The sequence below is a fragment of the Nostoc piscinale CENA21 genome (assembly GCF_001298445.1).
GTDB lineage: Bacteria > Cyanobacteriota > Cyanobacteriia > Cyanobacteriales > Nostocaceae > Nostoc_B > Nostoc_B piscinale_A.
The window spans coordinates 1271958-1284348 of record NZ_CP012036.1; the positions used below are offsets into that span (position 1 = coordinate 1271958).

The 12391-nt window shown below is 42.8% G+C and carries 12 protein-coding genes; 8 read left to right on the plus strand and 4 right to left on the minus strand.

Annotation, left to right across the window (positions count from 1 at the left end):
• Positions 1 to 27: 27 nt before the first annotated feature.
• The gene (dprA, locus tag ACX27_RS05660; protein ID WP_062289529.1) at positions 28 to 1146 is read left to right on the plus strand and encodes a DNA-processing protein DprA; all 1119 of its coding nucleotides are present in this window, start codon (positions 28 to 30) and stop codon (positions 1144 to 1146) included.
• Positions 1147 to 1214: 68 nt separating this feature from the next.
• Here the strand turns inward: dprA and ACX27_RS05665 are convergent, their stop codons facing one another.
• On the minus strand, positions 1215 to 1763 hold the full coding sequence (locus ACX27_RS05665; RefSeq protein ID WP_062298171.1) for a hypothetical protein: 549 nt from the start codon (positions 1761 to 1763) through the stop codon (positions 1215 to 1217).
• A 389-nt stretch (positions 1764 to 2152) separates the two neighbouring features.
• On the opposite strand from ACX27_RS05665, the gene ACX27_RS33395 reads away from it, so the two are divergent.
• The 4 genes from ACX27_RS33395 (at position 2153) to ACX27_RS05680 (ending at position 4406) form a co-directional block, all read left to right on the plus strand.
• Complete coding sequence (locus tag ACX27_RS33395) at positions 2153 to 2644, plus strand: DUF1350 family protein (RefSeq protein ID WP_235526514.1); 492 nt, start codon at positions 2153 to 2155, stop codon at positions 2642 to 2644.
• 298 nt (positions 2645 to 2942) lie between these two features.
• Positions 2943 to 3227 (plus strand): hypothetical protein, encoded by a 285-nt coding sequence (locus ACX27_RS33400; RefSeq protein ID WP_235526515.1) that lies wholly within the window; start codon positions 2943 to 2945, stop codon positions 3225 to 3227.
• 335 nt (positions 3228 to 3562) lie between these two features.
• Positions 3563 to 4114, plus strand: a complete 552-nt coding sequence (locus ACX27_RS05675; RefSeq protein WP_062289533.1) for a J domain-containing protein — start codon at positions 3563 to 3565, stop codon at positions 4112 to 4114.
• A 19-nt stretch (positions 4115 to 4133) separates the two neighbouring features.
• On the plus strand, positions 4134 to 4406 hold the full coding sequence (locus ACX27_RS05680) for a DUF3143 domain-containing protein (RefSeq protein ID WP_062289537.1): 273 nt from the start codon (positions 4134 to 4136) through the stop codon (positions 4404 to 4406).
• A gap of 288 nt (positions 4407 to 4694) precedes the next feature.
• Here ACX27_RS05680 and ACX27_RS05685 read toward each other — a convergent pair whose 3' ends face one another.
• The 3 genes from ACX27_RS05685 to lysA all read right to left on the minus strand — a co-directional run bounded on the left by ACX27_RS05685 (position 4695) and on the right by lysA (position 7861).
• Positions 4695 to 5444 (minus strand): isoprenyl transferase, encoded by a 750-nt coding sequence (locus tag ACX27_RS05685; RefSeq protein ID WP_062289541.1) that lies wholly within the window; start codon positions 5442 to 5444, stop codon positions 4695 to 4697.
• A complete protein-coding gene (gene cdaA / locus ACX27_RS05690; RefSeq protein WP_062289546.1) occupies positions 5441 to 6364 on the minus strand; it encodes a diadenylate cyclase CdaA in 924 nt (307 codons plus the stop codon). Before cdaA ends, ACX27_RS05685 begins: the two co-directional genes overlap by 4 nt.
• A gap of 93 nt (positions 6365 to 6457) precedes the next feature.
• Positions 6458 to 7861: a diaminopimelate decarboxylase gene (gene lysA, locus ACX27_RS05695; protein WP_062289549.1), complete on the minus strand. Its 1404-nt coding sequence runs from the start codon at positions 7859 to 7861 to the stop codon at positions 6458 to 6460.
• A gap of 241 nt (positions 7862 to 8102) precedes the next feature.
• Between lysA and ACX27_RS05700 the strand changes: the two genes are divergently transcribed.
• From ACX27_RS05700 to ACX27_RS05710, 3 genes are all read left to right on the plus strand, one after another.
• Positions 8103 to 8798 (plus strand): Uma2 family endonuclease, encoded by a 696-nt coding sequence (locus tag ACX27_RS05700; protein ID WP_062289554.1) that lies wholly within the window; start codon positions 8103 to 8105, stop codon positions 8796 to 8798.
• Positions 8799 to 8814: 16 nt separating this feature from the next.
• Positions 8815 to 9363, plus strand: a complete 549-nt coding sequence (gene rimI / locus ACX27_RS05705; RefSeq protein ID WP_062298173.1) for a ribosomal protein S18-alanine N-acetyltransferase — start codon at positions 8815 to 8817, stop codon at positions 9361 to 9363.
• A 513-nt stretch (positions 9364 to 9876) separates the two neighbouring features.
• Positions 9877 to 12348 (plus strand): ATP-dependent Clp protease ATP-binding subunit, encoded by a 2472-nt coding sequence (locus ACX27_RS05710; protein ID WP_062289558.1) that lies wholly within the window; start codon positions 9877 to 9879, stop codon positions 12346 to 12348.
• Positions 12349 to 12391 lie beyond the last annotated feature (43 nt).

A 12391-nucleotide genomic window follows, 5' to 3' on the forward strand; every position in this document is an offset into this window, starting at 1 on the left:
CAACTAGAGTGGGTGTGAGGTCAGTAAGTGGTAGAAGAACGCGCATATTGGTTAGCTTGGGGGCAAATTTCGGGAATTGGCCCAGTTTTATTGCAACGTTTAAAACAGCATTTTGGTAGTTTATCTACAGCTTGGGAGGCTAGTAAAGCTGAATTAGGGGAAGTTGAGGGTTTTGGTTTGCAAACTTTGGGCAAAGTAATCAAAATGCGATCGCAATTACATCCAGAACAATTACTTACCCAACACCAGCAAGAAAACTCGCATTTTTGGACACCAGCCGATGCTGAATATCCCCGCTTATTACTAGAAACACCTAGTCCGCCGCCTGTTTTGTATTATCGGGGTGAAGTTGATTTAGCTGAAAACTTCGGGCAAAAACCGATGGTGGGAATTGTTGGGACTCGTCAACCTTCGGAGTATGGGATTCGTTGGACTCGTCAAATCAGCACAGCTTTGGCGAAAAATGGCTTTACCGTGGTTTCTGGGATGGCGGAGGGAATTGACACCGAAACCCACAGCGCCACAATCAAAGCTGGCGGACGTACACTCGCTGTTTTAGGAACGGGTGTAGATGTGATTTATCCCCACAAAAACCGAGATTTGTACAAGCAGATTTTAGGCGCAGGTTTAGTTTTAAGTGAATATCCCGCCAAAACCCCACCTGACCGGACTCATTTTCCGCGACGTAATCGAATTATTGCCGGCTTAAGTCGGGCAATTTTAGTGATGGAAGCGCCTTTAAAATCTGGTGCGTTGATTACTGCTACTTACGCCAACGATTTTGGCAGAGATGTTTATGCACTACCAGGAAGATTAGATGATTATCCATCCCAAGGTTGTTTAAAGTTAATTTCCCAAGGTGCTTCGATAATTTTTCGAGAATTAGATGAACTATTAACTTTGTTGGGAGCTGTCCCCAAATTAGATACAGTCACACCTTCCCCAAGCCCAGAACCGTTGAGTTTACCGAATTTATCACCACAAATGCAACAAATAATTGATGCGATCGCCTGTAATACTTTACCCTTTGATGCGATCGTCCAAACAACCGGCATTCCCGCTAGTTCTGTTTCTGGTTTGTTATTACAACTCGAACTCATGGGTTTGGTTTCCCAACTCCCTGGAATGCGCTATCAAAAAATGTAAGAATTCAGAACTCAGGAGTCAGAATTCAGAATGATTCATTCAAAATTCTGAATTCTGATTTCCGACACTTAATTTACTTTCGTCTCAGTTTTTAAAGCCGGAGATGCTTCTGCGGATTTGATAATTCTTCTACCCCAAGGTTTCAGTACGGAAACGGCAATAATCGCAAGTATAAAGCAAGTTTGAATAGCACCACCGATTAAAACACCTTTGATATCAAAATTGTACAGAGGATTACTCAAGGCTTGCGATCGCTCAACATCTGAAATACTAGTAGCAGCATTCAACCAAGGCCCTAACCACACAGTTCCAGTTGTAATCAAAGTCACTGTCGCAACCCATTTGAAGATTACCCAATAATGTTTGAAAAATCCCCAAATAGTTAGCCAGCAAAGCAGTCCACCAGTCAGTAAAGACAGGTTCGCAGAGGGAATAATCACAAAATCATCAAGCAATTTCAAAGCAGCATTAACCGCATACAATTCATCACCGTTAGTAGTATGACTATTTTTTAAGGCGATCGCTATCATGCTCAACGCTGTACCAAACCAAATACTACCAAATGCAACATGGGCTGAAAGTAACCAGTTTTTTTGTTTAACGTTGAGCTTGGGCATAAAATCTCCAAATTCCACTATTTTTGGTGCATAATTGCTATCTGCGTCTAGATTTTATCAACCTATTTGCCACAGTAGTTCAGATGAAGACACTACAAGACAATATCATCAATTGTAAAGAAAGATTACAGTTAACGTAATTATTACTTAACGTGCAGTATTTAATGACAAACCACAAACATACAGCAGAATTCAAAATCACAATCGTCCTCTATCTCAATTCGAGAACTAAACTTTGTACTTCAGTCACTTATCATCTGCTGTAAATTACTGCTACTTCCGAATCAAATGAGATTCTGAGAAGTTATTAGTTATCTCATCTTATCTTTCTCAGGCGTGTTCTGATTCATCAGCACACCCGCAATTTGTACTGTTTATCAAGCACAAACATGAAGAATTTAAAATTGAGATTTCAACCAGTTTCTTTTAGCTGGGTAGCACTACATCCCCAACCTAAAGGCGTAATTCAATTCATTGGTGGAGCTTTTTTCGGCACATTTGGGCCAATGTTTTTTTATCGCTATTTGCTGGAATGCTTGTATAAGCAAGGCTATACAATTATTCTCTTGCCATTCAACTTTACTTTTGACCATTATAGGGAGTCAGGATTTCTCATTCGAGAACAATATAAGCTCATACCAGAACTAGTCAGAATGGCAGAAGTAGCAGGTTATGACTATAAAATATATCTAGATGATTCTAACTTTTCTTGGATAGGTCACAGTATTGGTTGTAAGTATATTGCTCTTTTAGAAGCTTTTAGTGCTTTACCTAAAGAGCCAGAAAAAATAGAAGCTTTTGTTTGGGAAATAATCAAAGAAACTTCAGGAAATTTATCCCCAGAAAAACAAGCTAAAAAAAGTTCAAAGTATCGTCAATGATTTATTAAACCTAATTCGTGACTTAGAAAAGCAACGTACCAATGCTAAAGAATTAACTTCCTATTATGTTAATCAAGATATAGACCAGAACCAAACATATTTTGATTCATCGAATGTCAAGATTAACAGTCTTTTTATTAAAAGCCAAGCATCTCTATTATTAGCACCAGTTAATACTGGACTAGACAGCGCAATTAAACCCAAAGCCTTAGCAGATTTTATTATCAGTCTTGGTTTTAACGTTAAACCAACTCCCCAAGAAACCGAGGCTTTAATTAAAAACAGTAATTTATTTAATTTGCTGGGTTTAGTTTATTTTCCTTTAGATAACATTGGCAAATCTACAAGGGAATGGTTCTATAATAGCTTGCAAAAGCCACCAGAAAATTTCCGCGCCAAACTCCAGGGTGGACATTTAAGACCTTTAGGAATCCGTATCGGTGATTTAGTTTTCAATTTTCCAGATACTCTTTCTGTACCACCTATTGAAGCCGTCAACAAAAGAAATGCCGAATTTGAAGCGCCTGTGCTGAAATTACTGGCGACTTTAGAACAAAAGCGCCAAGAAATGCAGAAAAAATAATGTAAGTATCGAAATACTATTGGTATTGTTGAGTGTGGGGATAATTTTTTGCATCGGTTCACACTGCTTTCAGCAATACCAATAAATAATCTATCTTATTTCCCTTGTCTCCCTTGTCCTCCTTGTCTCCCTCATCACCCCTATTAATTCTACATACCTACACCCATTCTCAAAAAACAGTAAGTCCTGACAATTATTGGATTTGCTAGGAGTCTGTACTGAAAAATAGCGTTGAAGTCTAATGATTTTTCCCTCTGTGGAACAGGCAGGCAGGTTTACAATATTAGAAAAAACTTGATTGCAAACCTCAAACAGCCGTGAACCAAAACGGGGCAATGCCACAAAGTCGTGAAACCTCCTACTATTCTTTATTAGGACTGCATCCCTCAGCATCGGTAATCGACATTCGCCGTGCTTATCGGGAACTGAGTAAACGCTATCATCCTGACACTACAGAATTACCTGCGTCCCTTGCTACTGCTAAATTTCAGCAAATTAATGAAGCCTACGCCACTTTAAGCCATCCAGACAGGCGACTCAGCTATGATTTGAAAATTGGTTATTCCCGCTTTGGTGTAATTCAAGCGCCTGCGGATTTGCATCGTCCGGTGCGTTATTCTTATGATTACTCGAAATCGGCTTACCTGGATGCCAGCGATCGCCCCCTTTCTTCTGGGGAAATTTTTGCTTTATTTATTCTGGGGCTGACTTTTGTGGGATGTTTATTACTGGCGATCGCCATTGGCTTCGCTCGTGGTGAAGCAGCTTTTCAAACTCAATCACCCCAACTAACCCCAAAACAGCAAATATCTTCCCTCTCCCAATTCCCTAGTTCTGGGGAATTGCCAAACTATAACTTTCCCTTCTTCAAATCAACCATTTCTTAACGCACCATCTCAAATTCTTATGTCTCTTCTGCCAGCAGATACTCCTTTATATAATCATCCTCTGCCACAAATTGAGCAATGGTTAAAAGACCAAGGTTGTCAACAAGATGAAACACAACTTCATTGTTGGCGCGTGCAAAGACCTGATTGGCAAGCTGAACTTTGGCTAGATATTGAACAAATCGTAGTGAGATATCTTGAAGCTGGAGAAAATCGCCAAGAAATTCAACGCTCATTCAAGTATTCTCTCAGCCGGGAAGATATTGAACAAGCTGTGTTTTCTGGCCCGTGAACTGGTGAGTGGTAAGAGGAAACGGGGCAGAGGGCAGGGAGAAGAGGAAAAATCTCTCCCTTTACCCTATGTACCCAGGACTTACGCACCAAGATTGTCTATGAAGATTGGGTGTAAGGGTGTAAGGGTGTGTGGCGGAAGGGTTTTAGATACATACACCCCTATACCCTGTACCCCTACACCCTCGCCAAAACCCTTGATTTTTCGTTTTTATGCGTAAGTCCTAGTATCTTGTCTCCCTTGTATCTTCTTTCACTAATACCTATTCCCCATTCTCTACTCCCTTTGTTACACTTTCCCAAATCTCCGGTCGCGTTGCTGATAAGCACACAAAGCCCGGTGAAATTCAGCCCGGTCAAAATCCGGCCAAAGCGTATCAGTAATGTAAATTTCTCCGTAGGCCATTTGCCAGAGGAGGAAATTAGAAAGGCGCATTTCACCGCTAGTACGGATTAATAAATCAGGGTCATCAATTCCGGCTGTGTACAGATGACTTTCAAAGACCGCTTCATCGATTTCATCTGGTTTGAGGATACCTTGCTCGACTTTTTGGGCGATCGCTCGACAAGCTTGTAAAATTTCCTGTCGTCCGCCATAATTAGTTGCCACAGAAAATTTAATACTGCGATTATTCTTGGTAGCTTCCATTGAACGGGTAATTTCTGCTTGCAGCGACCTTGGTAAAGCCTGCAAATTTCCTACAAACTGAATTTGCACATTTTCCTCAACCATTTCCCGCAGTTCTTGACGTAAAACTACTTGGAATAAAGTCATCAAAAAATCTACTTCTTCCTGCGGTCTTTTCCAGTTTTCCGTGGAAAACGCATAAGCTGTCAGTGCCTCAATTCCCCAATCTTTGCAACAACGCAGCAAATCTTTCAAAGCATCGACACCACGCTTATGTCCCATAATTCGCGGTAAGCCTTGACGTTTAGCCCATCGACCATTGCCATCCATAATCACCGCAACGTGTTTGGGCAGTAGTTCCCGTTTCAAGTCGGGAGGCAAATATAGCAGTTCAGTTTGTTGTACAGTCATTTTTTGTCTCGTGAAGCGGTCGATGGTAATCCAAGTAAACGTGAAACTAGTACCAGTGCTTTACTACCAATCTGACGCACCCAACTTAATAATCCCGGAGCAACGGCTTCCCGATCTACAGTTGGAGATAATCGAGTCTCTAAGGACTCTTTTAGTTTTCTAATGGTCAGTGGTCTATTTAGAGTTCCCCGTTCCGCTAAGGAAATAGAACCAGTTTCTTCTGATACAACTACACAAATACAATTTTCGACCCGCTCAGTAATTCCCATCGCTGCCCGATGGCGTGTACCCAACTGGCGCGAGGCTGTGCGTCCCGAAAGTGGTAGAATTATACCTGATGATACAATTCGTGAGCCGCGAATTAATGTCGCTCCATCATGTAACAAAGTTTTTGGCTGAAAAATTGTTTGTATAAGTTCTTTAGAGACCTCGGCATTCAGCTTAACTCCAGGCACAGAAAAATCTCGCTCGTCAATTGGGCCAGTGGTTTCCAGAATTAGCAAAGCTCCAATTCGGTTTTTGGAAAGTTCTTTCACCGCATCCACAATTTCATCAATCACACTATCAGATTTGGGGATGGATAAACTTGATGTTTGAAACAACTGGCGTAATTCTCCGCGCCCTAATTGTTCCAAAAAACGCCGAAATTCTGATTGTAAGGCTACCGCCATCGCCACAGCACAACCAATCACTAATTTTTCCAAGACAAAGTTCAGCAGTGGTAAGCCTAATCTACCGCTGAGTGCCGATGCCAACATTAAAATAATAAATCCTCGCACCATCCAAAGTGTCCGGCGCTCACTAATAATCACTAGTATCATGTACGTCAGCGCCAGCACTAATACTATATCCAGAGTCCCAAGTAGCAAGGACTGTGACCATCCTAGGTTTGTCAGCCAATGCTTTGACCAATCTTTCATGACATCTGGATTATCTTTCTGTCTTTAATACTGTAGGTCATTTGTCATTTGTCATTAGTCATTAGTTTTTTGCAAATGACTAATGACCAAGGACTAATTACCTCTTTTTAGTCTTTCCGGGAGGCAATCTTGCCGAATCAAGTCTTGATAAGTTTCGCGTTGCAAAATCAAATTTGCTTCGCCATTGGCTACTACTACGGCTGCGGGTCGGGGTAAGCGGTTGTAGTTAGATGCCATACTGTAATTGTACGCACCAGTTGCCATAACCACGAGAATATCTCCTGGTTCAGTCTTGGGTAGTTGGGCATTTTTAATTAGGATATCTCCTGATTCACAATGTTTGCCAGCTACAGTGACTGTTTCTGTTACATTAGCAGACATTTTATTAGCAACTACAGCCCGATAAACTGACTGGTAAGTGATGGGTCGGGGATTATCGGACATCCCACCATCAACAGATACGTAGGTACGAATTTCTGGTACTACTTTTGTTGCGCCAACGGTATAGGCAGTAACACAAGCTGTGGCAATCAATGATCGCCCTGGCTCACATAATAGCTTTGGTAAAGGCAAATTCTCCGCAGCACAAGTTTCTTGAACAACTTCACAAATTACCTTTACCCAATCTTCAATACTTGGGGGATCATCGGATTCTGTATAGCGAATGCCTAATCCACCACCAATATTTAATTCCGTTAAACTTAAACCATACTTAGCAGTATCACGGAACCACTGCACCATCACAGCCCCTAAATCTTGATGGGGTTGCAGTTCAAAAATTTGGGAACCAATATGAGCGTGCAAGCCTATGCAGTTCAAGGAAGGTTGCTTGCTGACAAAGGAAAATACTTCGTCTAAGTCGTTGGGATCAAAGCCAAATTTACTATCTAAGTGTCCTGTACGAATATATTCGTGGGTATGGCATTCAATCCCCGGAGTTAGCCGCAGCATGATCCGAACTGGCTGGGTGTTTTGGGTCAATTGCACCAAATTGTGTAATTCTTGCCAGTTATCGACAACAATGGTCACACCTGATTCAATTGCTAAAACTAGCTCTGGCTGGGATTTATTATTACCGTGGAGGTAAATTTTTTCAGGACTAACGCCAGCAGCTAAAGCTGTGTAAAGTTCGCCGCCAGAGACGACATCAATTCCCAAACCTTCCGAGGCTGCGATCGCACAAACGGCTAAACAATTCCAGGCTTTAGAAGCATATAATACTTGAGATACACCAGGGTAATATTGCTTAAAAGCATCTCGGTATTGCCGACAAGCCGCACGGAGAGTTTCTTCATCTAAAATATAGAGTGGCGAACCAAACTGCTGCACTAGGGTTGTGACATCACACCCACCAATTTCCAGACAGTCATCACTATTAACCTTAGCTGTTAAAGGTAAAAGTTCCTGGTTTGGCGAAACAGTTTCGTTTGGATTGCGCTTTTGAGGTAAATACTGAGTCCCAGTATGTTGAACCTCAGTGGGGTGAGTCGATACCATAACTATGTAAGTTGTCCTTATACAAATTAAGAGCTTGAGGAAGTGTCCCGATTTTCAGTTTACCAACTCAGTGCTGAGTAAAAAGTACAAGAAAAGTTTCCCATAGCCGGAAATCAACTCTTAAGGTCAGTTAGTTTGAATGCAGCACTTTTGATCAACGCTGTTTCAGTTGACCATGATCCTTTTAATCTATTGATTATTAGGGTTTATGGCTCACAGTCGAATTTTTGGAGAAAAAATTATGACGCTTAGTTCTCCTATTACTCTTCTATCAACCCTGCCACCTTTGGAAAACGGCGACAAACTCACCCGTATAGAATTTGAGCGTCGTTATCATGCTATGCCGGAAGTGAAAAAAGCGGAACTGATTGAAGGAATTGTTTATATGGCATCTCCCTTACGTTTTAGAAGTCATGGTAAACCCCATGCTTATGTTATGGCTTGGTTGGGTTTATATGAATCTGCTACGCCTGGAGTAGAGTTGGGAGATAATGCCACTGTCTGCTTAGATGCCGATAATGAACCCCAACCAGATGCTTGTTTGCTAATTACTAATGGCGGACAGGCCAGTGTTAGCGATGATGATTATATTGAAGGTGCGCCAGAGTTAATTGTAGAAGTTGCTGCTAGTAGTGTTTCTTTGGATTTACACGACAAGTTAAAAGTATACCGCCGCAATCAAGTGCAAGAATATTTAGTCTGGCGTGTGTATGATAATGAATTTGATTGGTTCAAGTTAGAGCAAGGGGAATATATCAAACTTGCACCTAATCATGAGGGTGTGATTTACTCTCGTGTCTTTCCGGGTTTATGCTTAGATAAAGCGGCATTATTAGCCGGGAATTTAGCAAAAGTTTTAGCAGTTTTGCAGCAAGGTTTGGCTAGTCCAGAACACCAGAGTTTTGTTGAAAACCTTGCCAGTAAGTCCCCCTTATAATTTTGATCAGTTAAATGTGATTTCATCAGAATTAAAATTGCGGCCGCTCACAACTGATGACCTTAGTACCATCCTCGAACTTGATCAAACTTGTTTTGGTGGTCTTTGGACTTTAGCAGGTTATCAACGCGAACTAGAAAGCCCGAACAGCGAGTTACTGGGTTTGTTTGCACCATTGTCAAGCATTAAACTCTTGGGTATGGGGTGCTTTTGGTCGATTGTCGATGAAGCCCACATTACTATTTTGGCGATTCATCCCCAATACCACCGTCAGGGTTTGGGTCAGGCTTTATTGTATGCTCTGTTGAAGACTGCTTGCGATCGCGGTTTAGAACGCGCCACCCTGGAAGTTAGAGCTTCTAACATTGCCGCCATATCCTTATATGAGAAATTTGGCTTTAAAACGGCGGGGCGGCGACGACATTATTACAAAGACAACAACGAAGATGCTTTGATTTTGTGGTTATCAGAATTGCAATATCCACATTTTCAAAAAACTTTAGACCAGTGGCACACCATTGTGAGCAAACAGTTGAGTGAATTTTCTTGGCAGTTGATTAGTTAGGGGTTAGAGGCTAGAGGCTGGGGGTTAGCCGGAATGATATTGAAAGGTTAGATTGAGGTACAACTTCCGTATCTGGCTCATTTTTTGGCGACATAGTATCAGTTACTCAGGGGAAAACTCATAACCAAACAAGAAAACCATCTTCTCTAGCCCCTAGCCCTCTAGTTAATTCATTAGAATTTTTAATAAGAAAAATTTTTATATTTTAAATAAAAAATATTTTTAGAAAAATTTTGACTTTTGAATTCAAAATATGCTAATAATTAATATTTGTGACTGGTAAAATTAAATTATCATAACAACGGCTAACTATTTACAACTCAAGCTGAAAAGCTAGTAAATCAAAGCTCCTCAACTCGGTAGCCGTAGCAAAATTCATCAACAGTTGACAAATCCACCCATCAATTTGAGTAGTCTCCCTTGGATGTCTATTATCTCTGATACAGACACCCAAAACCTTAGCCTGTGCTAAAATCAGCGTACCGGCACGACGCAGGTGATGGGAAAAATGCCATGTTTGAACGCTTCACAGAAAAAGCCATTAAGGTAATCATGCTGGCCCAAGAAGAGGCCCGCCGTTTAGGTCACAACTTTGTGGGAACCGAGCAGATCCTCCTGGGTCTGATTGGGGAAGGCACAGGAGTTGCGGCCAAGGTGCTGAAATCAATGGGTGTCAATCTCAAAGATGCCCGTATTGAAGTTGAAAAAATCATAGGCCGGGGTTCAGGCTTTGTGGCCGTGGAAATTCCGTTTACGCCACGGGCAAAGCGGGTTCTGGAACTATCCCTAGAAGAAGCGCGCCAATTAGGGCATAACTACATTGGCACCGAGCATCTGCTGTTGGGCCTGATCCGGGAAGGGGAAGGTGTAGCAGCCAGGGTGCTAGAAAACCTTGGGGTGGATCTATCTAAGGTAAGAACCCAAGTCATCCGAATGCTGGGAGAAACAGCAGAGGTTTCGGCGACCGGGCAATCGGGACGCACTAAAACTCCTACCTTGGATGAATTCGGCTCGAACCTAACCCAGATGGCGACGGACAATAAACTTGATCCAGTCGTAGGACGCGCGAAAGAAATTGAGCGTGTAATTCAAATCTTGGGTCGCCGGACAAAAAATAACCCAGTGCTGATTGGTGAACCAGGGGTTGGTAAAACTGCGATCGCGGAAGGTTTAGCGAGCCGCATTGCCAACAAAGATGTCCCCGACATCCTGGAAGACAAGCGCGTAGTCACACTAGATATTGGTTTGCTGGTAGCAGGTACCAAATACCGGGGTGAATTTGAAGAACGCCTGAAGAAAATCATGGATGAAATTCGCCAGGCGGGTAACGTAATTCTCGTAATTGACGAGGTACACACCCTAATTGGTGCAGGTGCAGCCGAAGGTGCGATCGACGCAGCAAATATCCTCAAACCCGCCTTGGCAAGAGGTGAATTGCAGTGTATTGGTGCCACCACCCTCGACGAATACCGCAAACACATCGAGCGCGATGCAGCCTTAGAACGCCGCTTCCAGCCAGTCATGGTAGGTGAGCCATCAGTTGATGAAACTATAGAAATATTGCATGGATTGCGCGATCGCTACGAGCAACATCACAAGTTGAAAATTTCTGATGAAGCTTTAATCGCAGCAGCGAAATTGTCTGACCGTTATATCAGCGATCGCTACTTGCCAGATAAAGCCATCGACTTGATTGATGAAGCAGGTTCGCGCGTGCGGTTAATCAACTCCCAACTGCCCCCCGCAGCCAAAGAGTTAGATAAAGAACTGCGCCAAATCTTAAAAGAAAAAGATGATGCAGTGCGTTCCCAAGACTTTGACAGAGCCGGGGAACTGCGCGATCGGGAAATGGAAATCAAAGCCGAAATCCGCGCGATCGCCCAAAGCAAAACCAACGGTGCAAGTGGTGACGGTGTAGAACCAGTTGTTACCGAAGAAGACATTGCTCACATCGTCGCTTCCTGGACAGGTGTACCAGTCAACAAGCTCACCGAGTCTGAATCCGAGAAGTTGCTGCACATGGAAGACACCTTGCATCAGCGCCTCATCGGACAAGAAGACGCAGTGAAAGCAGTTTCACGGGCAATCCGTCGGGCGCGTGTCGGTTTGAAAAACCCCAACCGACCCATCGCCAGCTTTATCTTCTCCGGGCCGACTGGGGTAGGTAAAACTGAGTTGGCAAAATCCTTGGCTTCTTACTTCTTCGGTTCCGAAGAAGCAATGATCCGCCTGGATATGTCGGAATATATGGAACGCCACACCGTCAGCAAACTAATTGGTTCGCCTCCAGGCTACGTTGGTTATAACGAAGGTGGTCAATTAACCGAAGCTGTGCGTCGTCGTCCTTATACCGTGGTGCTGTTCGACGAAATCGAAAAAGCCCACCCCGATGTCTTCAATATGCTGCTGCAAATTTTAGAAGACGGTCGGTTAACCGATGCTAAAGGTCGCACCGTTGACTTCAAGAACACCTTGCTGATTTTGACATCCAACATCGGTTCTAAGGTAATTGAAAAAGGCGCTTCCACCATCGGCTTTGAATTTAATGAAGATGCTGGTGAATCGCAATATAACCGCATTAAAACTCTGGTTAACGAAGAACTCAAACAGTACTTCCGCCCAGAATTCCTCAACCGTTTGGATGAAATTATCGTCTTCCGTCAACTCAACCGCGAAGAAGTCACCCAAATCGCCGACATCATGCTCAAAGAAGTGTTTGGTCGCCTGACAGAAAAAGGCATCACCTTAGAAGTCACCGAACGCTTCAAAGACAGGCTCATCCAAGAAGGTTACAGCCCCAGCTACGGTGCAAGACCGTTACGTAGGGCAATTATGCGCTTGTTAGAAGATAGCCTTGCTGAAGAGATTCTCTCTGGTCGCATCAAAGATGGCGATACTGCCCTTGTTGATGTCGATGAAAACGGCAATGTGCAAGTCAGTTCTCAACAGCGCCGGGAATTGTTACCTCAAGGAATTGAGTCGTAATTAACGTTTGGGATTAAGTCTCAAGTAAATTTTAGAAAACGGT